The 23,067-nt window shown below is 67.9% G+C and carries 18 protein-coding genes; 17 read left to right on the top strand and 1 reads right to left on the bottom strand.

Annotation, left to right across the window (positions count from 1 at the left end):
- Positions 1-10 precede the first annotated feature (10 nt).
- The 3 genes from zwf to pgl are packed head-to-tail and all read left to right on the top strand — an operon-like array spanning position 11 to position 3,419.
- Positions 11-1,600, top strand: coding sequence for a glucose-6-phosphate dehydrogenase (gene zwf / locus WME79_RS24510; RefSeq protein ID WP_437539523.1), 1,590 nt, complete (start codon positions 11-13; stop codon positions 1,598-1,600).
- Positions 1,597-2,670: a glucose-6-phosphate dehydrogenase assembly protein OpcA gene (locus WME79_RS24505; RefSeq protein WP_437539521.1), complete on the top strand. Its 1,074-nt coding sequence runs from the start codon at positions 1,597-1,599 to the stop codon at positions 2,668-2,670. The genes zwf and WME79_RS24505 overlap by 4 nt, the downstream gene beginning before the upstream one ends.
- Positions 2,671-2,693: 23 nt before the next feature.
- Entirely contained in the window at positions 2,694-3,419 is a 726-nt protein-coding gene (gene pgl, locus WME79_RS24500) for a 6-phosphogluconolactonase (RefSeq protein ID WP_437539519.1), read from the top strand.
- Positions 3,420-3,579: 160 nt separating this feature from the next.
- Here pgl and WME79_RS24495 read toward each other — a convergent pair whose 3' ends face one another.
- A complete protein-coding gene (locus WME79_RS24495; RefSeq protein WP_437539517.1) occupies positions 3,580-4,515 on the bottom strand; it encodes a diiron oxygenase in 936 nt (311 codons plus the stop codon).
- Positions 4,516-5,155: 640 nt separating this feature from the next.
- Here WME79_RS24495 and WME79_RS24490 point away from each other — a divergent pair.
- The 14 genes from WME79_RS24490 (at position 5,156) to WME79_RS24425 (ending at position 23,062) form a co-directional block, all read left to right on the top strand.
- Complete coding sequence (locus WME79_RS24490; protein ID WP_437539516.1) at positions 5,156-5,776, top strand: anthranilate synthase component II; 621 nt, start codon at positions 5,156-5,158, stop codon at positions 5,774-5,776.
- Between the two features lie 11 nt (positions 5,777-5,787).
- Positions 5,788-7,260 (top strand): aminodeoxychorismate synthase component I, encoded by a 1,473-nt coding sequence (pabB, locus tag WME79_RS24485; RefSeq protein WP_437539514.1) that lies wholly within the window; start codon positions 5,788-5,790, stop codon positions 7,258-7,260.
- A 14-nt stretch (positions 7,261-7,274) separates the two neighbouring features.
- The gene (locus tag WME79_RS24480) at positions 7,275-8,177 is read left to right on the top strand and encodes a prephenate dehydrogenase dimerization domain-containing protein (RefSeq protein ID WP_437539512.1); all 903 of its coding nucleotides are present in this window, start codon (positions 7,275-7,277) and stop codon (positions 8,175-8,177) included.
- A 49-nt stretch (positions 8,178-8,226) separates the two neighbouring features.
- Complete coding sequence (locus tag WME79_RS24475) at positions 8,227-8,499, top strand: chorismate mutase (RefSeq protein ID WP_437539510.1); 273 nt, start codon at positions 8,227-8,229, stop codon at positions 8,497-8,499.
- Between the two features lie 2 nt (positions 8,500-8,501).
- A complete protein-coding gene (locus WME79_RS24470) occupies positions 8,502-9,824 on the top strand; it encodes a hypothetical protein (protein ID WP_437539508.1) in 1,323 nt (440 codons plus the stop codon).
- Complete coding sequence (locus tag WME79_RS24465; RefSeq protein ID WP_437539506.1) at positions 9,821-11,539, top strand: thiamine pyrophosphate-binding protein; 1,719 nt, start codon at positions 9,821-9,823, stop codon at positions 11,537-11,539. Before WME79_RS24470 ends, WME79_RS24465 begins: the two co-directional genes overlap by 4 nt.
- Before the next feature lie 21 nt (positions 11,540-11,560).
- A complete protein-coding gene (locus WME79_RS24460) occupies positions 11,561-15,727 on the top strand; it encodes an amino acid adenylation domain-containing protein (RefSeq protein WP_437539504.1) in 4,167 nt (1,388 codons plus the stop codon).
- Positions 15,724-17,340: a (2,3-dihydroxybenzoyl)adenylate synthase gene (locus WME79_RS24455; protein WP_437539502.1), complete on the top strand. Its 1,617-nt coding sequence runs from the start codon at positions 15,724-15,726 to the stop codon at positions 17,338-17,340. Before WME79_RS24460 ends, WME79_RS24455 begins: the two co-directional genes overlap by 4 nt.
- A 7-nt stretch (positions 17,341-17,347) precedes the next feature.
- Positions 17,348-17,989 (top strand): isochorismatase family protein, encoded by a 642-nt coding sequence (locus WME79_RS24450; RefSeq protein WP_437539501.1) that lies wholly within the window; start codon positions 17,348-17,350, stop codon positions 17,987-17,989.
- Complete coding sequence (locus WME79_RS24445) at positions 17,986-18,225, top strand: phosphopantetheine-binding protein (RefSeq protein WP_437539499.1); 240 nt, start codon at positions 17,986-17,988, stop codon at positions 18,223-18,225. The genes WME79_RS24450 and WME79_RS24445 overlap by 4 nt, the downstream gene beginning before the upstream one ends.
- 67 nt (positions 18,226-18,292) lie before the next feature.
- Complete coding sequence (locus WME79_RS24440) at positions 18,293-19,072, top strand: 2,3-dihydro-2,3-dihydroxybenzoate dehydrogenase (protein ID WP_437539497.1); 780 nt, start codon at positions 18,293-18,295, stop codon at positions 19,070-19,072.
- Positions 19,073-19,100: 28 nt separating this feature from the next.
- Positions 19,101-20,255, top strand: a complete 1,155-nt coding sequence (locus WME79_RS24435; RefSeq protein ID WP_437539495.1) for a 3-deoxy-7-phosphoheptulonate synthase — start codon at positions 19,101-19,103, stop codon at positions 20,253-20,255.
- Positions 20,252-21,664: a chorismate-binding protein gene (locus WME79_RS24430; protein WP_437539493.1), complete on the top strand. Its 1,413-nt coding sequence runs from the start codon at positions 20,252-20,254 to the stop codon at positions 21,662-21,664. The genes WME79_RS24435 and WME79_RS24430 overlap by 4 nt, the downstream gene beginning before the upstream one ends.
- Positions 21,665-21,709: 45 nt before the next feature.
- Positions 21,710-23,062, top strand: a complete 1,353-nt coding sequence (locus WME79_RS24425; RefSeq protein WP_437539491.1) for an MFS transporter — start codon at positions 21,710-21,712, stop codon at positions 23,060-23,062.
- The last annotated feature ends 5 nt before the right edge of the window (positions 23,063-23,067 follow it).

The raw sequence follows: 23,067 nt of genomic DNA, 5'->3' as shown, positions 1-23,067 counted from the left end.
CTCACCCACCATGACCCAAGCCGAGAAGAACCCGCTTCGCGAAGGGATGCCCGAGGAGCGCACCGCCTCGCCGGCCGCGCTCGTGATCTTTGGCGCCTCGGGCGACCTGACCCGGCGCAAGCTGCTGCCCGCGGTCTACAACCTGACGCTCAGCCGGCTCCTCACCGGCGGCTTCGCCGTCGTCGGCGTGGCGCGGCGCCCGAAGCCGGATTTCGCGAAGGAGATGCGCGAGGCCGTCGGGAAGCACTCGCGGCGCCCGCTCGAGGAGGCCACCTGGAGCGAGCTCGAGAAGGGCATCAGCTACGTCCAGGGGTCGTTCGACGAGGCCGAGACGTACGCCCGGCTCGCCGCGGAGCTCGAGCGGCTCGACGCAGAGCGCGGCACCCGCAAAAACCGGGTCTTTTACCTGGCCGTCGCGCCCGACCAGTTCGCGCCCATCGTGCGCGGCCTGCGCGCGGCGAACCTCGTCGCGCCGCCGTCGCACGAGAAGGACGCGCCGTTCCAGCACGTCGTCGTCGAGAAGCCGTTCGGCGAGGACCTGGAGAGCGCCCGCACCCTCAACCGCGACCTGCTCGCCCACCTCGCGGAGTCGCAGATCTACCGGATCGACCACTACCTCGGGAAGGAGACCGTCCAGAACCTCCTCGTCCTGCGGTTCGGCAACACGATCTTCGAGCCGCTCTGGTCGCGCCAGCACGTCGATCACGTGCAGATCACCGTGGCCGAGGAGATCGGCGTCGAGGGCCGCGGCAAGTTCTACGAGAAGGTCGGCATCACGCGGGACATTGTGCAGAACCACGCGCTCCAGCTGCTCACGCTGGTCGCGATGGAGCCGCCGTCGTCGTGGGACGCTGACGCGGTGCGCGACGAGAAGGTGAAGGTGCTCCGCACGCTACGGCCGATCGAGGGCCCGGACGTGCTGTCGTCGACGGTGCGCGGGCAGTACGGGACCGGCATGGTGCGCGGCGAGAAGGTGCCCGGCTACACGGAGGAACCCGACGTCGCGAAGGACTCGACGACGGAGACCTACGTCGCGATGAAGCTTCACCTGGACAGCTGGCGCTGGGGCGGCGTGCCGTTCTACCTGCGCGCCGGCAAGCGGCTGGCGAAGCGGGTGGCCGAGGTGGTGCTGCACTTCAAGCCGCTCCCGCACGGCCTGTTCAAGGGCGCCCCCGGCGCGACCGAGGAGCCGAACGCGCTCGTGATGCGCCTCCAGCCCGACGAGGGCATCTCGCTCCGGTTCGCGGCGAAGATCCCGGGCGGCGGCATCGCGATCCGCGGCGTCACGATGGATTTCCGGTACGGCGCCGCGTTCGGCTCGAGCACGCCCGAGGCGTACGAGCGGCTCCTGCTCGACGCGTTGCGCGGCGACGCCACGCTGTTCACGCGCGCCGACGAGGTCGAGGCGCAGTGGGGCTTCGTCGATCCGATCTTCGAGGGGTGGCGGACGCAGCGCGCGCCCATCGCGCGCTACGCCGCCGGCAGCTGGGGCCCGCCGGAGGCCGACGCCCTCGTCGAGCCAACGTCGGATGACGCGCGCGCGGTGTGCGGGGCTGGCGACGGGGGGAAGGCCCCGGAGCGGGCGTGGAGGCGGCCGTGAGCGCGGGCCGCGTCGCCGAGGTCATCAAGCGGGTCGAGTCGGAGCTCGCCGAGTTCTGGTCCGCGCCTGACGAGTCGCGGGCGGAGCCGGCCCCGAAGACGCGCGCGTCGACGTTGAACTTCGTGGCGGTGGGGAGCCGCGCCGAGGTGGAGCGCCTGAAGGAGCAGGCCGAGGACCTCGCCGAGACGCACGCGGGCCGCACCTTGCTCATCACGCTCGACGACCGGCTCGACCCGCTGACCGTCCAGGCCGACTGGTCGGCCACGTGCCGCCGCGCGGGCGAGGTGCCGATCTGCTACGACCGCGTGGAGCTGACGTTCGGGGTGGCCGCCGCCGAGCGCGTCGCTTCGGTTGTGAGCGCGCTCACGATCTCCGATGTGGCGGTGATCGTCGAGCTCGCGCCCGGCGCGCCGAACGTGCTCGGCGACGCGCTCGCGCCGATCTGCAATCGGCTGGTGTTCGACTCGGCCGAGACGTGCATCGAGCGCATCGCGGAGGTCGCGCGCGGGACGAGGGCGCCGCTCGCGGACCGGGCGTTCGTGCGGACGTTCTCGTTCCGCGAGCTCGTGGCCCGGTTCTTCGACGACATGCCGGAGGCGTGCCGGGCGATCCGGCGGGTGGAGATCGCGCGCAGCGCGGGGGCGAAGCCGGATCCGGCGGCGCTGTTCCTCGGCTGGATCGGCTCGCGGCTCGGCTGGACGTTCGAGTCGCGGGGGCCCGCGCAGCCCGGCGGCGGCGTGGTCGGGCGCGCCCGCGGCGCGGACGGGGCGCCGATCGAGATCGCGCTGATCGACGGGCCGCCGGCGGACGCGCAGGCGTGGCGGCGGCTCGACGGCGTGCGCCTGTGGACGTCGCTGCGCGGCGAGCCGCTGACGCTCGGCTGCGTGCGGCTCGACAAGGCGCCCGGCACGGTGCGGTGGACGATGGAGGGGGCGCGGTCGGCGGAGCACCTGCACCCGCTCGGCTACCGGGACGAGACGTGGGTGCTGGCGAAGACGATCGACTCGCTGGAGGGCGATCGGCTGCTGCGCGAGGCGGTGCTCACCGCGGCGAAGTGGAGCGCCCTTTGACGAGCGCCGACAGGAGGACCGAGATGAACGGTGGTGAGGAGACGCTCGTCGCGGCGGACCCGGCGGAGCTGGCGCGGCTCGGGGCGGAGCTCATCGCGCGCGCCATCGCGGCGGCCGTCGATGCGCGCGGCGTCGCGCGCGTCGCGCTGTCGGGCGGGAGCACGCCGTCGGAGGCGTACCAGCGGCTCGCGGCGCTCTCGCTCCCGTGGGCGCAGACCGAGTGGTTCTGGGTGGACGAGCGCGCGGTCGCGCCCGATCACCCCCGCTCGAACCACGGCGCCGCGCGCCGGGATCTGGCGGCGGCCTCCATCCCGGAGGAGCGCTTCTTCCGCATGGAGGGCGAGTCGCCGGACCTCGCCGGGGCCGCGGCGCGGTACGAGCGGCTCCTGCGGGCGCGGTTCGGGGTCGCGTCGGCTGTCTCCTTTGACGTGATGACGCTCGGGATCGGCGACGACGCGCACACGGCCTCGCTGTTCCCCGGGACGGGGGCGGCGGGCATCGAGGACCGCCTGGTCGCCGCGATCCCCGCGCAGCCGGACAAGGGGCTGGAGCAGCGGCTCACGCTGACGGCGCCGGTGATCCAGGAGGCGCGGCTGAAGCTGCTCCTGGCCCGCGGGGCGGGCAAGCGCGGGGTCGTGGCGCAGGCGAAGCGGCCCGGCCCGGCCGACGAGGTGCCGGCGCGGGTCGTGCGCGGCGGGCCGGGGCGGCTCGTCTGGCTGCTCGACGCCGCCGCGGCGCAGGCCGGGTAACGAAGAGCGAGCGCATGAGCTCGTGCAGCGCGGCGCGATCGGCGCGCCGCGCGTCCTGTGCGTTCAAGCGACGCGCGTTCAGGTGATGTTGACGCGGGAGCCACCCCGCGGCAGCGCGGCCGATGGGAGCTTTCGGCAGGCGCTCTATCGCCTGTTGCGCCTATTGCCGAGCGATCGAGTCCGAGAGCCCGAGCACGCCGACTTGCTTCAGCAGGGCGACGAGCCTGACCTTCGTCTTCTCCCTGGCGTCCTGGTGCTCGGCGACGAACCTCTCCTGGGTGTCATCGACGATGCGATCGATCTCTTCGGCGCTGAAGCCCTGTGCGGCGAGCACCTTCCGCTCGAACGCGCGGTTCAGGTCGACGCCCAGAAAATCGTCGAGGTAACCGGGCACCATCGCGCGGAACGTCTCCTGCGTCTCCCGCGGGAGCCGAGCCCAGCTCGACTTCAGCAGCTTCGCAAAATACTTGGAATGCCGCCCTTCATCGAGGACGTGGTCGCCCATGACCCGCGCGAACGACCTCGCGATCTCCTTCTCCTTACCCAGGCTCGCGATCTCCGCGGTGAGCACGTTCTCGGCGAGCGTGACCGCGAGGAGCTGGAAGTCCATCCTCATGCTCTCGGGCAAGCTCGCGCTGGCACGCGCCGCCGCGTCGAGCTTCCAGTTCGACTCGGGAACCAGTAGCGGCTCGACTCCAATCTTCTGCTTCATCTGGACGATGTAATCGAGCGCCACGTAGGCGTGGTACCCTTCGTCGATTATCACCGTGAGCGCCTGCAGCTTGTCGACATCGCCGACGCCCTTGATGTGGTTGTGGAGAATATTCAAGCTGCAGTCGATGACGAACTTCGTCTCGAGCAGCCCGACCCCGTAGAGGAACTGATACGCGGCCTGGGCCAGGATGTACGACTGCACTGTACTTCCGCGCGACGCGACCAGCGGGTGATCACAAACGATGCTACGCGCGGTGGGGTAGAGCAGCTCCCCGCTGGAGCGCTCCGGGATCAGGATCCGTTGGGTGTAGCGCACCGTCGCCTTCTCATACCACGACGCTACGGTGTCGCCTTCCGGCGCGCTGGCCTCGACGTGTTGCATATCGCTCCTCTATCACCTCGACGCTGACATCCCGACTCCGGGACGAACGACCAACAGGGTCTACGAGGTTCGGGGCATCGGGTACCACGAGGTCAAGCCCACCGCAAGCGACGATGCCCATCATCGATGTCGGCGTGGATGCGTGGATGCGTGCATTGGTTCCTCGATCGCGCCCGAGTGTCGCTCGATGTCAGAGGTGTGAATTCTATCAATCCGTGAAGAGATTCCGCCGACCTGCACGAGCTCCTCGAGATATCGACAGGGGACGCCGGCGGATGTGGACGAATTTGTTGAAGCGGCAATCGTTGATGAGCGCTTGCTCCACGCGCCGGCCGACCAGCTCGCGAAAGGCAAGATCATGGCATCGCTCGTCGATCAATTTAAGTTGATCGCGAACAGACCCATGATATGCATTGTCGGCCGTCCTGACATGCCATCCTTATCGCTCTGATGTGGGTCCGCGGCGCGGTCAGTAGTGCCGGTGTACCGGCACGCTGCCGCTGAATCAGGGCGCTGGAGGCATGTGCCGGAAGATGAGCCGATCTCCAGGCAGCGGTTAAATCCGATGCTTGCGGGCGAGGAGGGTCTTCCGAGCGGATGCCGTATGGCACGGTAAACCCTTTCCGTGACGAGGCGCGCGGTGGCTTGTAGAACCCTGATCATCGACAACTTCGATTCATTCACCTACAACCTGTTCCAGTACATGGGGGAGGTCTGCGGCGAAGAGCCCACCGTTGTGCTGAATACGGAAGATTTCGCGGCGCTCGACATCGCGCGGTACGACTGCGTGATCGTCTCTCCCGGGCCAGGGACCCCTGCGCGGCCGGTGGACGTGGGAATCAGCGTCAAAGCGATCTTGAATGCGCAGGTGCCGTTGCTCGGCGTGTGCCTCGGCCATCAGTGCATGGCACATATCCATGGTATGGAAGTCGCGCATGCCCCGGCGCCGATGCACGGCCGGGTGAGCGCGATCCATCATGATAATGAGGGGGTATTCAAGGGGTTGCCTCGCGAGCTGAGCGTGGTCCGCTATCACTCCCTCGTCGTCCGCGACCTGAAGGATCCCTTCGTCATCACGGCGTGGGGAGAGGATGGAATGATCCACGGCATCCGGCACAAGACCCGCCCGCTGCATGGCATTCAGTTTCATCCGGAGTCGATCTGTACCGAGGCCGGTATGGATTTGCTGCGCAACTTCCGGGACATCGCGATGTCTCACAAGGCGCGCCGCTCGGTGCAGAACAACTATCTCGTGGCCTGACGGGGGTAGCCGTGACGTCCTTGCGCATCCACCATAGAAAAATCGGTTATTTCTCCGAGACCATCGATCTGTTTCGGGCCGAGTTCCTCCGCTCGGAGAGCGCGTTCCTCCTGGAGAGCAGCGTGACCCGGTCCGGCTTCGCGCGGTTCTCGTTCATGGGGGACGCTGACGGTCCTCTTGGCGAGACCGTGACGTATGACACGAGCACGCGGCAGGCAACGGTCGTCCGGGGAGGGGAGAGCCGCACCGTCGAGGTGGAGAGCGTCTTCGACCTGCTCAGGTCGAAGCTTGTTCAGAGCAAGGTCGAGGTCCCTCAAGGATTACCCTTCGATTTCAACCTCGGCTACGTCGGGTTCCTCGGCTACGAGCTCAAGGCGGAGACCATCGGCTCGGCCGCGCATCGCTCGCCCACACACGACGCGGCCTTCATCTTCGCGACCCGGGTCGTGGCCTTCGACCACGCCGAGAGGACCTGCTACCTCCTGCACCTCATCACGGACGACGAGACGGGCGGCGCCGCCGAGGCGTGGTTCGACACCGTCGAGGCGCGGATGAGGCGTGAGGCAGAGGCGCCGAAAGCAGCGCCGCCGGCCGCGCGCGCGTCAAAGAGGATGTCGCTGGCGGAGGTCGAACGGTGGATCGGCGAGAACGCCGTGATGCGCTTCGGCAAAGAGGCGTACATCCGGAAGATCCACGAGTCGCTCGTCGAGATCGTGAACGGGGAGAGCTACGAAGTTTGCCTGACGAACATGATCGACTTCTCGTTCGAGGAGCCGCCGTTCGAGCTGTACTGCGTCATGAGGAGCCTTACGCCCGCGCCTCACGCGGGCTACTTCCGCATCGGCGACTTCCACCTCGTGAGCTCCTCGCCCGAGAGGTTCCTCAGCGTCGACAGGAACGGGCGGGCCGAGGCGAAGCCGATCAAGGGGACCCGGCCTCGAGGTCGAACCGAGGACGAGGATCGCACGCAGGCGGAGGAGCTCCGGGCGAACGAGAAAGATCGCGCCGAGAACCTCATGATCGTCGATTTATTGCGGAACGATCTGGGACAGGTGTGCACCATCGGCTCGGTCCACGTGCCGAAGCTCTTCGACGTGGAGACCTACTCGCACGTTCATCAGCTGGTCTCGACCATCCGCGGCCAGCTCAAGCCGGGGGTCTCGGCGGTGGAGTGTGTCCGCGCGGTCTTCCCCGGCGGCTCGATGACCGGAGCCCCGAAAAAGCGCACCATGGAGATCATCGACCGGCTCGAGGAGGGCCCGCGCGGCGTCTACTCGGGGGCCTTCGGGTGGCTCGGGCTCTCTGGCGCGTGCGACCTCAACATCATCATCCGCTCGGTCCCGATCGATCGAGGGCACGCGTGGATCGGCGTCGGCGGCGCGATCACGGCCCTGTCGGATCCGAACGAAGAATTCGCCGAGACCATCGTGAAGGCGCGCGGCGTGGTGGAGGCCGTCGAGCAGCTGCGGAGGTCTCAATCGTGAGGAGCGAGGCGTCCATGAAGAACGACGCGAACGCGGCGTCGACCAGGTGCGTGGTCGTGGGGGCGAAGGGCTCGATCGGAGCGTTCCTTGCGACGCGGCTCTCGGGCGAGGGCCTCGACGTCACCGGCATCGACATCTCCGATGCGGCTTACGTCAACCCCACGATCGCGTTCCACGCCGACGACATCACCCGCCCGAGCGACCGCACGTGCGCCGCGCTGTCGCAGGCGCGCACGGTGGTGCTCGCCCTGTCGCAGAGCGTGCTCGAGAGAGCTCTCCCGCAGGTCCTGCCGCACCTGCACCCGGATTGCCTCATCGTCGAGACGCTGTCGATCAAGACACCATTTCACGACCTCCTCGATCAGCACCGGCCAGCTCAGCCGGTGCTCGGGATCAACCCGATGTTCTCGGGCGATCTCGACCCCAGAGGCCGACCCGTCGCCGCCGTGGTTCACCGGAGCGGCGCGGCGATCGCCGGGTTCTTGTCCCTCCTCGATCGGTGGCAGTTGAGGGTGGTCGTCATCGAGCCGCACGAGCATGATCGGACGATGGCGACGCTGCAGTCGCTGTGCCACGCGGCCATCCTGTCCTTCGGGAGGGCGCTGTGTCAGGCCGGGGTCTCCGCGTCGTCCATCGCCGCCCTCGCGCCGCCGCCGTTTCGTGTGCTTCTGTCCCTCGTTGCGCGCATGACGCAGAACCACCCCGACGTCTACTGGGAGATACAGTCGGCGAACCCTTACGCCGGGGAGGCGCGCCAGAGATTGCAGGCCTCCCTTCAGGCGCTGGACGCCGAGGTGTCAGCCGGAGAGCGCGAGCGATTCCATGACGAGCTCCACCAGATAAAGGCGGTTCTCATCGAGCAAGATCCGCGCTTCTTACAGACCTGCCGTCGGATCTTTCAAATCGTCGATACTTGATGTGTCGCTGCGCGCGTGAAGCGCGCATTACCAGGGGATAGCCGAGACCATGACACTTGACGGCTTCAGGGACCAGATCGACCGCATCGATGACGAGCTCGTCGACCTCCTCGGGCGCAGGCTGCACATCGTGCGGGAGGTCGCTCTCGCCAAGAAGATGAGCGCCACGCCCGTCATGCAACCCGCCCGCGTCATCGAGGTGAAGCGCCGCTGCAGGGAGCGGGGGAGCCGCCATCAGCTTCGAGGCGAGTTCATCGAAACCATTTATCAAGCGATCATCGATGAGGCGTGCCGCATCGAGGATGACCTCCTGAGGGGCTGAACATGTCTGACGCGAAATTCGAGGCGATGAAGGCCGCGAGCATCCTGAGCGACAACCTCCAGCGGGACTACCGGTACCGGGAGCGGACCCTCAGCCTCACGGCGAACGAGAACTACCCGAGCGCGCTCGTGCGCCTCACGTCGAGCGCGACCGCCGGCGCCTTCTACCACGTCTCGTTCCCCTTCGACGTACCGCCCGGAGAGTGGTATTTCCCCGAGTCCGGCCAGATGAACGAGCTGGCCGACATGGTCCGCGCGCTCGGGAGATCGCTCGTCAAATCCGAGACGTTCGACTGGCGTCCGAACGGCGGTTCTCCCGCGGAGCAGGCGCTGATGCTGGCCGCCTGCAAGCGCGGCGACGGCATGGTCCATTTCGCGCACAAGGATGGTGGCCATTTCGCCCTGGAGGCTCTGGCTTCGAAGGCGGGCATCGAGATCTTCCATCTCCCGGTCGACCCGAAGTCGCTCCTCATCGACGTCGCGCGGCTCGACGACATGGTGCGGAAGAACCCTCGCATCAAGATCGTCATCCTCGATCAGTCCTTCAAGCTCCGCTGGCAGCCGCTCGACAAGATCCGAGCTGTCCTGCCCGACTCATGCACGTTGACGTACGACATGAGCCATGATGGCGGGCTCATCATGGGCGGGGTCTTCGACTCGCCGTTGCGGTGCGGCGCGGACGTGGTGCACGGCAACACGCACAAGACCGTGCCCGGCCCGCAGAAGGGCTACATCGGATTTCGATCCGGCAGCCACCCCTTGCTCGCAGAGACCTCCATCTGGCTGTGTCCGCACCTTCAGAGCAACTGCCACGCCGAGCTGCTCCCGCCCATGTGGGTGGCGTTCAAGGAGATGGAGGTGTTTGGCCGCGAGTACGCGCAGCAGGTCGTCAAGAACGCGAAGGCGCTGGCTCGGCGCCTGTACGACCTGGGCTTCGACGTCTCGGGAGAGGAGTTCGGTTTCACCGAGATGCACCAGGTCCATTTCGCGGTGGGCACCCTGGACAAGGCGCTCAACCTCTGCATGAACACGCTCCATCAGGGCGGGATCCGCTCGACCAACATCGAGATCCCCGGCAAGCCCGGTGTGTACGGCATCCGCCTGGGCGTCCAGGCGATGACCCGTCGCAACCTCGTCGAGAAGGACTTCCAGACGGTGGCCGGGTTCATCGGTGACCTCTACTTCAAGAAGATCGAGCCCGCCGTGGTGGCGGCGCGGATCGAGGAGTTCCTCCGGGGCTTCCCGCTCGCGCCCCTCAAGTACTCGTTCGACCAGGGGCTCGATCAGGACATGTTGACCGCCTTGTGCCGTGGAGCCCTCAAGTGACCGCCGCTCGACCCATCGCGTTCATCGAACAGCCGTTCCCTCGTGCCTCCGAGGAGATGACGCTCGGCCAGCTGGTCGGCAACGTCCTCCTCGAGCACGGCATCGAAGATCTGTTCTGCATTCCTGGCGACTTCACGATGCAGCTGTCGCGCGAATTCGATCGTACGAGCGGGCTGCGGCTCCGGACGATGTCGCACGAGTACGGCACGACGCTCGCCGCGCTGGGCTACGCGGTCGCGCGACGCGTCCCGGGCGCGCTGTGCTTCACCTACGGCGTGGGGGTCCTCAACGCCACGAACGCCATCGCGCAGGCCTATGTGGAGCGGGTCCCCCTGATCGTGGTGTCCGGCGGCCCTGGCAAGCGCGAGCGTGAAGCCGAGATCTTCCTCCATCACCAGATCACGGATCATGACGCGCAATACCGGATCATGCGCGAGGTGACCGTGCATCAGGCGCGGATCCACGATCCGCACGTGGCCGCGGAGCAGATCCGCGACGCCCTCCGCGTCGCCCTCGAGGCGTCGCGCCCGGTCTACGTCGAGATCCCTCGGGACCTCTACCTCACGAAGGTTCGCTACGTCCCGAGGAGGCCGCCCGCGCCGCCGGCGCCGGGGCGCTTCTCCGCGGACGCCTTCAGCGCCGCGCGCCACGCGATCGAGCTGCTGCGCGAGGCCGCGAGGCCGGTGTTCGTCCCAGGGCTCGAGCTCAAGCGCTTTCGGCTGGAGGGGCCGGCCGAGCGGATCGTCGATGCGCTCGGGCTGCCTTGGGTGGCGACGCCCATGTCGCAAGGGACGCTCGACCCTGCCCACCCGAACTACCGAGGTGTCTTCGCTGGTCCGGCGTCGCCCGACCTCACCACCCGTACACTGGTCGAGGAGTGCGATCTGCTCTTCCTCGTCGGCGAGCCGAACTCGGACGTCAACATGGGCGTGGCGGGGAACGTCCCCGTGGGGCGGCTCGTTCACGCCTACGACGGTCGTGTCCGGGTCGGCCGGAAGATCTTCGCGGCGACGACGATGGAGTTTGTCTCCGCGCTGGCGGAGGTCGCCGCGTCTCAGCAGGCCGGGTCGCCCCGCTCTCTCGAGGCCAGCGAGGCGCCGTCGAGCTCCGAGAGGGACGTCCGCGACCAGCCCGACAGCGAGCCGCTGACCCCGTTCACGGTCACCCAGGAGCTCGAACGGTATTTCGCGGCAGAGCGGGATGCGGTCCTCATCGTGGATTGCGGCGACTCGTTCTTCATGTCGCTCAGCATGTGCCCCGCCGACGTCCTCACGTCGTCGCTCTACATGAGCATGGGGATCGCTGTCCCGGGAGCGATCGGCTATCAGCTCGGCAGCGGCAAGCGCCCCATCGTCCTCGTCGGCGATGGTGCCTTCCACATGACAGGGATCGAGCTCATGCACGCGAAGCGGTTCGGCGTGAGCCCGATCGTCATCGTCCTGAACAACAGCAGGTGGACGTCGCTCTCGACGGACGAGAGCGATCACGCGCTGATCCGGCAGGAGCACCTCGAGTTCTCGAGGCTCGCTCACTATATCAATGTCAAGTCGTTCACCGCGCGGACCGGCGCCGATCTCCGCCGGCAGCTCGCGGAGGCGCTTGAGCTGAACGAGCCGATCCTCATCGACGCAGTGATCGACCCCTCGATGCGTTCGTACCTCTGCGAGCGCTTCTTCCACGGGATCAAGCAGCAGCAGCACCTGCCCAAGCAGTGAGCCTGGCCAAGGAGCGGAAGAATGTCTCAGGTTGCCCGCGTACTACCGCTTTCCCCAGCCCAGCAGCCGATCTGGCTGGGCCACCAGCTCGATCCCGAGAGCGCAGCATACAATGTCGCGAGCGTCATCGTCGTCGAGGGGACGCTCGACCATTCCACCCTCTTGCGCGCCCTCGCCCGGGCCGTGAACGAGGCAGACGTCTTGCGCGCTCGGTTTCGCGAGGTCGACGGGGACGAGCAAGGCGCTCCGGTCCAGGTGATCGAGCCCGAGCTCGCCTTCGACTGCCCCCTGAGCGACCTGCGAGCTCATGCCTCGCCGGAGGCGGAGGCCAGGGCCTGGATGGAGCGGGATCTCGCCGCCCGGATCGACCTCGGCGGCGGCTGCCTGTTCTCGACGCGCCTCTTCCTGCTCGGAGAGCGCCGCTCGTGGTGGTACTTCAAGTCCCATCACATAGCGCTCGACGGCTTCGCGATGTCGATGTTCTTCAAGCGCGTCGCCGAGCTCTACTCGTGCCTCGCCAGCGGAAAGGAGATCTCGCCGACGCCGTTCGGTCCCCTCGCTGCCCTCATCGAGGGTGAGCAGGCGTATCAGGGATCGGACGCGCACCGGCGGGACCGAGCGTACTGGCGCGACAAGTGCTCCCGGGGGACCGACGTCGCGAGCTTCACCAGCGAGGTCGCGCTGCCGTCGAAGCGCTTCCTGCGGTGCGACGCAAGCATACCGCAGCAGACGGTGGCGAGGCTACAGCGCATGGCCGAGGGAGCATCCGCCCACTGGGTTCCTGTGCTCATCGCTGCCTTCGGCGTGTTCCTGAGCCGGGTGAGCGGCCGGCAGCAGGTGGTGCTCGGGGTCCCCTTCCTCAATCGCCTCGGCTCGGTCGCGACGAGGATTCCTTCGACCATGGCGAACGTGCTTCCCCTGCACGTCCGCGTCCGGCCGGCTGATACGGTGCGCGACGTGCTCGCCAGCGTTTCAGGCGAGCTCTCGCAGATGCGCCTCCACCAGCGGTATCGGGCGGAGGATGTCCGCCGCGATTGCAACCTCCTCGGAGAGGATCGCCGCCTGACGGGGCCGCAGATCAACGTCGACCTCTTCACGTCGGACCTGGACTTCGGCGGGCAACGGGGAGCGCCGCAGATGCTGAGCGCCGGACCGGCCGATGACCTGTCGTTCCTCGTCCAGCCCGGGGCCGAAGGCGAGGGACTGCGCCTCGTCGGCATGGCCAATCCGGCGCTCTATCGCGAGGAGGAGCTGCGCCTCAACATCGCGCGCTTCCTGGAGTTCCTCGAGCGGTTCGCCGAGGGCGTCGACACGCCGGTGGGGCGACTCGACGCATTCACCTCGGAAGAGCGCCGCTTCTTCTTCGTACCGCAGCCGGCGGCCAGCGCGGCGCGAGCGGCGGGCGGCGTGGAGACCGGGACGCTGATCGCCGCGTTCGAGCGGCGAGCGCTCGAGGCGCCAGAGGCCGTCGCGCTCACCTTCGGGGATGAGCACATCACCTACGCGGAGCTCGACGCCCGGGCGAGCCGGCTGGCGAGCGCCATGGCGGACGCCGCCGATTTCGTCGGCGACCCGCGGGTCGCCCTGCTGATCGAGCGGTCTGTCGAGACGATCGTCGCCATCCTCGCGACGTTCAAGGTCGGCGCTGCCTACGTGCCGATCGACCCTGACGCGCCTTCCGGACGCATCGACGCGATCCTGGCCGACACGCGGCCTGTCCTTCTCCTGGTCGACGCGCACAACAGGCCTAAGCTGGGATCACCGCCCTACAAGACGCTGGTCATCGAGCCGGACAAACTCGCGTCGGCGCGGCCAGCGACCGACGCCCTCACGCCGTGGAGGCGCGCGGCGGGGCGCCCGTCCGCCGACGACCTGGCCTACATCATCTATACCTCCGGCTCTACCGGCAGGCCCAAGGGCGTCAAGATCACCCATCATAACGTCGTACGGCTGTTCAAGACCACCGATCGCTGGTTCGAGTACCGGCGTGACGACGTCTGGACGCAGTGCTTCTCCTACGTCTTCGACGCGTCGGTCTGGGAGATCTGGGGTGCGCTGCTGCACGGGGCGCGGCTCGTCATGGTCCCGCCCGAGATCGCGCGCGCCCCCGAGGCGCTGCTCGAGCTCATCGTCAGGGAGAAGGTGACGGTGTTCGGACAGATCCCGTCGGCGTTCTACCGTCTCATGGAAGCCGAGGAGGATCGCCCGGAGCTCGCGTCGCAGCTCAGCCTCCGAGTTCAGTGCTTCGGTGGCGAGGCCTTGGATCTCGGTCGCCTCAAGCCCTGGTTCAGGCGCCACGAGGAGGGCAAGCCGAAGCTCCTGAACATGTACGGCATCACCGAGACGACCATCAATGTGACGTATCAGTTCGTCACGAGGTCGCAGGTCCTGGCCGAGAGCGGGAGCCTCATCGGCAGGGCGTACGACGATCTGCGCGTCATGGTGCTCGACGACGCGCTGCGCCCCGTGCCGGTCGGCGGCTACGGTGAGATGTACGTCTCCGGCGAGGGGCTCGCGCCAGGGTACTTGAACCGACCCGACCTCGACGCGGTCAGGTTCGTCGCCGACCCCTATGGCCCTCCTGGGTCACGCATGTACCGGAGCGGTGATGTCGCGGTCTTGCACGAGGACGGCTTGCTCGAGTATGTGGGCCGGAGCGATCAGCAGGTGAAAGTACGGGGCTATCGGATCGAGCTCGGGGAGATCGAATCGCACCTGCGCGACCACCCCGCCATCTCGGACGCCGTCGCGTCCGTGCAAGTCGACACGTTCGGCGATCCGAAGCTGGTCGCGCACGTGGTTCCGGCCGTGGACGCCGCGTCGCCACGCGCGGTCGACGCAGACTCGCTGCGGGACTATCTGCGCGAGCGGCTGCCGCCCTACATGGTGCCGCACGCCATTGGGGTCCTCGCCGCGATGCCGTTCAATCAGAACGGGAAGGTCGATCGGCGAGCGCTCCCCGAGATCAAGGTCACTTCGGAACGTCGCGTTGAGCCCGCCCGCGACGCCCTCGACGAGCGCGTCATCGAGGTCTGGCGCGGCCACCTCGGGGTCGAGCGGCTCGGCATCGACGACAACTTCTTCGAGCTCGGAGGCGACTCGATCAAGGCGATCCGTGTGTGCCGCACCCTGAGTATGCCCGTGATGACCCTCTTCAAGGATCCCACGCCGCGCGCTTGCGCCGACTTCCTGCGCGCGGGCGGATCTGCCGCCGAGCAGGAGCAGGAGAGCTTCCTCCACGCCTTCGGCCGCGGCGCCGCCGACTCCGGGATCAACCTGCTGTGCGTGCCCTTCGCCGGTGGCAACGCGCTCGCGTTCAGGCAGCTCGCCGAGGGCCTCCCCGGATCCGTCGCGTGCTGGTCGGTCAACTTGCCAGGTCATGATCCCACGCGACCCGGCGAGGAGCTCCTGAGCATCGACGCGGTCGCGGATGGCGTCGTGAAAGCGGTCATGGCGAGCATCAAGGGGCCGATCGTCGTCTACGGGCATTGCGCTGGGAACGCGATCGCCCTGGCCGTCGCGAGCAAGCTGGAGAGCGCCGGCGCAGAGCTCGTGGAGCTCGTGATCGGCGCGATGCTGCCAGATGACGATCCCCAGGCGGTCCTGTCTGGCGTATCCGGACGGACGGGGCGCGACATCATCACGTTCCTGCGCAGCCTCGGTGGGTTCAAGGACGTGCTGGACGAGGACACCCTCGCGGCCATCGCCGACATGACGAAGCACGACTCGATGGAGACGGCGACGTTCTTCGCGACGAAGGCGAGCTCGCCTCAGCGCCTCTCGGCGCCTATCCACGTCGTCGTCGGCGACAGCGATCCGCTGACCGAGGGCTATCAGGTCCGCTACCTCGATTGGCGAGCGTTCTCCGAGCAGGTGAGCCTGTCCGTCATCGAGGGAGGCGGTCACTATTTCGTGACGGATCGCGCCGCCGCGCTGGCGGAGATCCTGGAGAGGCGGCTCCTCGCCCACGCCTCGCTGAGAGGCGGTCGCGCGCCGCGCAAGCTGCGGCCGTTCTATAACCCCTTCGACGAGGCCGACAGCTCGTTCTGGCTGCTCGCCAACGAGAAAGGCCAGCGCTCGCTGTGGCCGCAGTTCGCCGAGATACCTGTCGGGTGGCGCGTCGAGCTCGGCCCCGCGTCGCGGGAGGCATGTATGGAGGCTCTCGCGCCTCAAGGAGGGCTGTCGTGAGCGATGCATTCGAGTTTCCGAGGTGGCCCGAGTCGTTCGCTGCGGCGTACCGCGCCAAGGGATACTGGACCGGCGAGACGCTCGGCGGAATGTTGAGGAGGGTCGCGCGAAGCGTGCCGGACCGTGTGGCCGTCACGGACGGGCCGGTGAACCTCACGTACGCGGAGCTTGACGCGAGGGCGGACCGGTTGGCCGGCGGGTTGGCGGCGCTGGGGCTCTCGCCAGGCGATCGCGTCGTCGTCCAGCTCCCCAACACTGTCCAGTTCGTCGAGGTGATCTTCGCGCTCTTCCGGCTGGGAGCGATCCCCGTCTTCGCCCTCCCGTCGGATCGGATCTCGGAGATCACCCATATCTTCCAGATATCGGGCGCGAAGGCCTATGTGATCCGGGACAGGGCGCTCGGCTTCGACTACCGAAAGATCGCCGAGGAGGTCGTCTCGCGGATCCCGCGGGTCGAACGGGTCATCGTGGTCGGAGACCCGGGGGCGTTCGTCCCTTTCGAGACCCTCTATGGGCGCCCAGACGAGCGGCCGGAGCGGGCAGGCAGTGACCCCGCGCTCGTCACGCTCTCTGGCGGCAGCACCGCCCTGCCGAAGCTCATCGCGCGCACACACGACGACTACCTGTACAGCGTCAGGGCGAGCGCCGAGATCTGCGGGCTCACGCCCGAGAGCGTCTATCTGTGCGCCCTGCCGGCCGGCCACAACTTCACCCTGAGCTCGCCGGGCATCCTGGGAACGTTGTGCGCGGGGGGCCGGGTCGTCATGACGACCGATCCGAGCGGAGCGACCGCGTTCTCCCTCATCGAGCGAGAGAAGGTCACGTTCGCGGCTCTCGTTCCTAGCCTCGCGCTGGCCTGGCTCCACGCCGAGCGGACGTGCGATCTGTCGAGCCTGCGATTCCTCCAGGTGGGCGGCGCCAAGCTCGGCGCGGAGATGGCTGCTCGCCTGGAATCCTCGCTCGGGTGCCAGCTGCAGCAGGTCTATGGCATGTCCGAGGGGCTCGTCTGCTACACGCGGCTCGGTGACCTCTCCGAGAGGGTGCTGAACACGCAGGGGCGGCCCATCTCCGTGGACGACGAGGTGCGCATCGTCGACAAGGACGATCAGCCGGTCCCGGACGGCACCCCGGGCGAGCTCCTCGTGCGTGGGCCCTACACGATCCGCGGCTACCTCAACGCCGAGGAGCACAACGCGCGGGCCTTCACGGCCGACGGCTTCTATCGGACGGGCGACATCGTCGCGCGGCGGGACGACGGCTACCTCGTCGTCGCCGGGCGCTCGAAGGACCAGGTGAACCGCGGCGGCGAGAAGATCGCGGCGGAGGAGGTCGAGGGGCACCTCCTCGCGCACCCGCGCGTACGGGAGGCGGCGATCGTCTCGATACCGGACGTCTACCTTGGCGAAGCGTCGTGTGCGTTCGTCGTCGCGGACCCGGGGGGCGAGCTGAACGCCGCGCAGATAAGGGCCTTCGTGCGCGGGCGCGGCGTCGCGGCGTACAAGGTGCCCGACCAGGTCCGGTTCGTGCAGTCGTTGCCGAAGACGACCGTCGGGAAGATCGACAGGAAGGAACTTAGGAAGCAGCACGGCGGCTCTGCCGCTGCGTTGCCTTGAGGACGATATGGGAATCCCGAGAATCAAGCCCTATGACCTGCCCACCGTGGTCGATTTCGCGCGCGCTCCGCACTCCTGGAGGGTCGAGCCGGCGCGCGTAGCTCTGCTGATTCATGATATGCAGAACTACTTCCTCAAGCCGTATGAATCAGCGGCGTTCACCGGCGCGCTGGTCGCACAGATCCACGCGATCCGGAGGGCGTGCAAGCTCCGCGACGTCCCGGTGTTCTACACCGCGCAGCCGGGGGGCCAGAGCAAGGCCGAGCGCGGGCTCCTCCTGGATTTCTGGGGGCCCGGGATGCCGGAAGACGGGGAGGCCCGGAGCATCGTCGGCGGGCTGGAGCCGTCGCCCGGCGACCACATGATCGTCAAGCATCGTTACAGCGCGTTCAAGCAGAGCGAGCTGCTGGAGATGCTCAAGCGATCGGGTCGAGGACAGCTCATCATCTGTGGCGTCTACGCGCACATCGGCTGCCAGGCGACGGCGCTCGACGCCTTCATGGCCGGCGTCCAGCCGTTCGTCGCCGCGGACGCGCTCGCCGATTTCTCGCTTGAGCATCACCGCATGGCGCTGAGCCAGATCGCGAGCTGCTCAGGGAAGGTGTCGACCACCGCCGAGCTGATCGAGCAGCTGGGAGGCGCGTCTTGAGGCTGGAGCTCGGCGAGAGCAGCCTCACGCGCGACCGGTTCCTCGCCGACGTGGCCGAGGTGCTGTGCGTGAGCGCGGAGGAAGCGGCCAGGATCGGCGATCCGTTCGACGCTGGTCTCGACTCGGTCCGCCTCCTCGTGCTCGCGGAGAAGTGGCGCAAGATGGGTGCCCGCGTGGGGTTCGTGGAGCTCGCGGAGCGGCGGAGCCTCGACGAGTGGTGGGACCTCGTCCGCTGAGGCCCACCCGCGGCCCGAGCTGGCCGCCCGGAGAGGAGCGGGGAGGCACGAACACGTGACACATCCGATGAAGCCGAGATTCGAGAGCAAGTCCTTCCTGGTGACCGGGGCCGCGCAGGGTATCGGGGCCGCGGTCACGCGCCTGCTCGTCGCGCAGGGGGCCTTCGTCCACGCCGTCGACGTGAAGGGCGACGCCTTGCAGGCGCTCGCGGCCGAATTGAACCAGCGCGAGCGCGCCGTGGAGCCGCGCCGCGTCGACCTCCGTGTCCCCTCGGAGGTGGAAGCCGTCGTGGCGGTCGCCGATGAGGCGCGCCCGCTCGACGGTGTCGTCAACGCAGCCGGGATCCTCGTGCCGGCCGCGTTCGAGGCGGCCACCCCCGAGAGCTGGAGAGAGACCTTCGACGTCAACACGAGCGGCGTCTTCTTCGTCTCGCAGGCCGCCGCGCGGCGCATGCTGCCGCGGAGATCGGGCGTGATCGTCACGGTCGCATCCAACGCCGCGAACACCCCGCGCGTCGGAATGGCGGCCTACTGCGCCTCGAAGGCAGCGGTCACGATGCTCACGCGGTGCATGGGGCTCGAGCTGGCCAGGCACGGCATCCGATGTAACACCGTCTCTCCTGGCTCGACGGATACGCCCATGCTCCGCGTGCTCACCGGGGACTCCGCGGAGTCGCATCGAAGGCTCATCGAGGGCGATCCGGGCCGTTATCGTGTCGGCATCCCGCTGGGCCGCGTCGCCGAGCCAGACGACATCGCGCGAGGGGTCGCGTTTCTCCTCTCGGACGAGGCGCGCCACATCACGATGCACGATCTCGTCGTGGACGGCGGCGCCACCCTTGGTTGAGATCACCGTAGAGAGGGCACAAGTGGAAATGAACAATCTTCAGCGCCGCGAGCAAGAGTATTGGCGACCGCAGGGTTGGCGAACCATGGAACAGCGCTGCGTGCCGCCCTACGCCGGCCAGGAGGTCGCAGCGGTGACCGGGCGGCTCTCGGAGCTCCCGGGCCTCGTGGACGCCGAGGAGGTGCGCCGCCTCAAGGCGGAGCTCGGGGCCGTGGCCGAAGGACGAGCGTTCGTCCTGCAGATGGGCGACACCGACGAGCGGTTCAGGGAGTCGAGCCCGCGCAACGTCCGCGCGCGCATGGCGACGCTCGGCTCGATGAGCAACTACGTGGGTTTCATGCTCGACAAGCCGGTGATCTCCATCGCGCTCGCAGCGGGGAGCTACGCGCAAACGCCGCTTTGCGCGACGGAGGTCGTCGATGGCGTGACCATCACGAGCTACTACGGGGAGATGGTGAACGATCCGTCGCCACACCCGTGGGGCCGGACGCCCGACGCGAGGAGGATGCTCTGGGCCTACGAGGCCGCGCAGGCGACGCTGGCGACGATGCGCCAGTGCGGGCTCCGGGTCTTCACCTCGCATCAGGTGGCCAATCTGCTCTTCGAGGAGGCCCTCGTGCGGAGGTGCTCGTCCGCGGCCAGCTATCACGCTGCGAGCGCGCACCTCCTGTGGCTCGGGGCCGAGCACCTTCGCGCCGGGAGCGCTTATCTTGAGTTCCTTCGCGGCGTGGACAACCCGATCGGCGTTCGCGTCGGGCCGGAGCTCTCCGCGTCGGAGCTGCTTTCCATCTATATGGCCCTCAACCCGAGGAAGGAGGCGGGGAAGATCGTCGTGATGACCAGCCTCGGGAGCCAGCTCGGACCCTTGCGGGAGTACGTCCATGCGTTTCAGGGCGCTCACGCCCCCGTCGTCTGGATGTCGGCGCCGGTGCATGCGGACTCGATGGCGCAGTCGCTCGACGCGGCGATGGCGGAGGTGGGCGCGGAGGTCGAGAGGACCGCATCCGCGCACCTGACCGAAGGGAGCCGGCTCGGGGGGCTGCACATCGAGTCCTCGCGCAGGGCCCTCGCAGAAGGGGAGGCTGACGAGCGCGACACCGCGCCCGCCGAGCGCGGGCGGCTATTCGAGAAGACGCTCCAGGTTTGCAGCAAGGTCGCCCACGTATGCGCGAGGACCCAATGAAGACGACCCGTGTCATCACGTTCGACAACCCGCACCCGGAGGTGACGGTCGACGTCTACGCGTCGGCGGTGGCGCAAGCGCTGGAGGCGCGCTACCCGGCCTTCGCTGACGAGTTCCTCGGGCTCTTCAGCCACACCTCCGAGGAGGGGACCACGTCGATCGTAGCCGTCGGGAGCGAGCTCTCGATCGAATGCCACAACGCAGGCGACGTCCTCGAGCTGCGGCTCGTGAACGGGGAGACGGTCGAACGCGAGTGCTCGTGCAAGCTCGACGATGAGGCCGATTTTCACGAGCAGCTGTTCAGGGCCGTCGCGGCCTTCGTCGACGAGCTCAGGCCTTTCCTTGCGCGCCACCACGGGCTTCTGCCGTCGACCCTCTTGCTCGGTGGATGGCGGTGCGGCATCGATCCCAAGAGGCCGGGCGAATTGCTCGCCTTCACGATCCCACGCATCGCGTGCCGGTTGGCCGCGGGCGAGTGCAGCTTCACCCACTTCGAGAGCGACGAGCTCCACGACGTCGGGGCGCGGCTCGTGACCTTCCCTTACGAGTTCAGCCTGTCGGCCAACCCGCGCGTGACGAAGCGCCAGCTGATCCCCGAGTGCCGCGAGTACGTCGACGCGCTCGTCGGCCTCATCCGCGAGCTCTCGGGTGAAGCCGCGGACAAGGTCGTCATCGGGCGTGAGGTCCGTCTCACGCTCCAGACGAAGATCTCGCCGATCCTGCTGCTCCGGCTGACCGCCCCCGCGCGCGGCAAGAAGTATGAATACGTCTTTCGCTGGCGAGGCGGGGACTCGTGGGTCGGTGTATCGCCAGAGACGCTCCTCATCAAGGAGGGCGCCGACATCGTCGTCGAGCCTCTGGCAGGCACGCGAAAGGGCTCCGACGCGAGGGAGAAGAGCAGCCGGTACCGCGAGGAGCTCCTCCGTGACGCGAAGGAGACGGAAGAGCACGAGACGGCTGCCAGGATGTTCCATGAGAACCTGAGCGCGGTGTGCGTGCCTGGGTCGATCAAGCGGGTCGAGTCTCGCAATGTCATCGATCTCGGCTACGTCCAGCACCTCAAGAGCACCATCACCGGAACCGTCAAGCCGGACATGAACGTGTTCGGCGCGCTCTCCGCGGTGTATCCCCCGGCGACGATCTGGGGTAAGCCCATCGCATTGAGCGGGCAACGCATTCGCGCCTACGAGAAGATCGATCGCGGCTTCTATACGGGAGCTTTCGGTTATTTCACTCTGGACGACGACGCAAAATTTGCGCTCGCGATCCGCACTGCGAAGATGAGCGGTAACGATATTCATGTGTACGCTGGCAGTGGAATCGTGAAGGGGAGTGACCCGTACCGGGAATGGCTGGAGACGTCCCTCAAGATGAGCCCATTCCTCACGAGCGAGTTTCTCGTCGGCTGATGCTGGCGAATCTGGCTTGAAACGAAGGGAAAGCAGGTTTCTTGGATGAGCGCATCGTCTCGCACTCTCACAACCGTCGGTCTGGCACTCGGGCTATTCCTTGCCGCCCTCGAGTCGACCGTCGTGGCCACCGCGATGCCGACCGTCATTGGCGAGCTGGGCGGCCATGCGTGGTACGCACTGCCGTTCGCCGTCTACATGCTGTCGATGACCGTGACGAGCCCGCTGTGGGGACGCGCCTCGGACCGGCTCGGACGGCGTAGGCTCTACCTGTTCGGCGTGTTCCTCTTCCTCGCCGGCTCCGCGCTGTCCGGCGCGGCGGGATCCATGCTGACGCTCATCGCGGGGCGCGTGGTGCAAGGCCTCGGCGCGGGGGCGCTCGGCACGTTGACCTTCGCCATCGTCGGTGAGCTCTATCCGCTCAAGGAGCGCTCCCGGATCCAGGGCATGTTGAGCGGTGTCTGGGGCCTGTCAGGGCTCATCGGCCCCCTCGTGGGGGGCTTGCTCGTCGATCATGCGAGCTGGCGGTGGGTCTTCTACCTCAACATGCCCTTCGGCCTGATCGGCGCGGCCTTCGTGGGGCGATTCCTCGAAGAGTCGCCGATCCCCGAGAAGGCGGCCCCCCTCGATCTCGCGGGGGCCGCTCTGTTCACCGCGGGCAGCGGCGCGCTCGTATGGGGCCTCGAAGCGCGCAACTGGCCCTTCCTGGTCGCCGGCGTCGTCGTGCTCGCCTGGGCGCTGCGCATCGAGAGCCGACACCCCGCGCCGCTCCTGCCGTTGCGCCTCTTGCAGGCGCGACTCCCGCGGGTCGCCGTGATCGGCAACTTCCTGGCCGGCGCAGCCTTCTTTGGAACGGTGTCTTACCTCCCCCTCTATGCTCAAGGCGTTGCTCGCACAGGGGCGACCGCGGCCGGTCTGCTGCTCACCCCGATGGTGCTCGGGTGGACCCTTGCGTCGATGAGCCTCGGCACGGTCCTGCCGCGGCTCGGCGTACCGCGGCTCGCGCGGCTCGGCGCCGGGCTCCTCGTCGCGGCGTTTGCGGGGTTCGTCGCGCTCACCGGAGCGCCTCTCCCTCTGATCGGCGCGTGCGGCTTTGTCGCCGGGACAGGGATGGGGGCCATCATCCTGAGCCTGCTCGTGGGCGCTCAGGAGTGCACGCCCAGGCAGGAGCTCGGCGCGCTCACGGCGGTCCTCATGTTCGCGCGCAGCCTCGGCGGCGGCCTCGGCGTCACGCTCATGGGCGCGCTCATCGGCGACACGGAGGGCGTCGACCCCACGGATCTCGCGCGAGGTCTCCGCTTCGCCTTCGTCCTCGGGCTGGCGTTCGTGGCGCTCGGCCTGGCGTTCGTTGCGCAGCTCCGAGCGGCGGATCTCAAGCGGGCAGCCGAGGCCGCCTGACGCCG

Origin of the sequence: Sorangium sp. So ce726 (genome assembly GCF_051521405.1) — a bacterium.
GTDB lineage: Bacteria > Myxococcota_A > Polyangia > Polyangiales > Polyangiaceae > Sorangium.
This window is presented reverse-complemented; position numbering and strand designations above follow the sequence as displayed.

Excerpts from the sequence above, each read along its gene's own strand:
- WME79_RS24480 (WP_437539512.1), top strand. The coding sequence starts at position 7,275 with ATGAAGAACGACGCGAACGCGGCGTCGACCAGGTGCGTGGTCGTGGGG.
- WME79_RS24435 (WP_437539495.1), top strand. The coding sequence starts at position 19,101 with ATGAACAATCTTCAGCGCCGCGAGCAAGAGTATTGGCGACCGCAGGGT.
- WME79_RS24460 (WP_437539504.1), top strand. The coding sequence starts at position 11,561 with ATGTCTCAGGTTGCCCGCGTACTACCGCTTTCCCCAGCCCAGCAGCCG.
- WME79_RS24495 (WP_437539517.1), bottom strand. The coding sequence starts at position 4,515 with ATGCAACACGTCGAGGCCAGCGCGCCGGAAGGCGACACCGTAGCGTCG.
- WME79_RS24470 (WP_437539508.1), top strand. The coding sequence starts at position 8,502 with ATGTCTGACGCGAAATTCGAGGCGATGAAGGCCGCGAGCATCCTGAGC.
- WME79_RS24425 (WP_437539491.1), top strand. The coding sequence starts at position 21,710 with ATGAGCGCATCGTCTCGCACTCTCACAACCGTCGGTCTGGCACTCGGG.
- WME79_RS24430 (WP_437539493.1), top strand. The coding sequence starts at position 20,252 with ATGAAGACGACCCGTGTCATCACGTTCGACAACCCGCACCCGGAGGTG.
- WME79_RS24475 (WP_437539510.1), top strand. The coding sequence starts at position 8,227 with ATGACACTTGACGGCTTCAGGGACCAGATCGACCGCATCGATGACGAG.
- WME79_RS24450 (WP_437539501.1), top strand. The coding sequence starts at position 17,348 with ATGGGAATCCCGAGAATCAAGCCCTATGACCTGCCCACCGTGGTCGAT.
- zwf (WP_437539523.1), top strand. The coding sequence starts at position 11 with ATGACCCAAGCCGAGAAGAACCCGCTTCGCGAAGGGATGCCCGAGGAG.
- pgl (WP_437539519.1), top strand. The coding sequence starts at position 2,694 with ATGAACGGTGGTGAGGAGACGCTCGTCGCGGCGGACCCGGCGGAGCTG.
- WME79_RS24440 (WP_437539497.1), top strand. The coding sequence starts at position 18,293 with ATGAAGCCGAGATTCGAGAGCAAGTCCTTCCTGGTGACCGGGGCCGCG.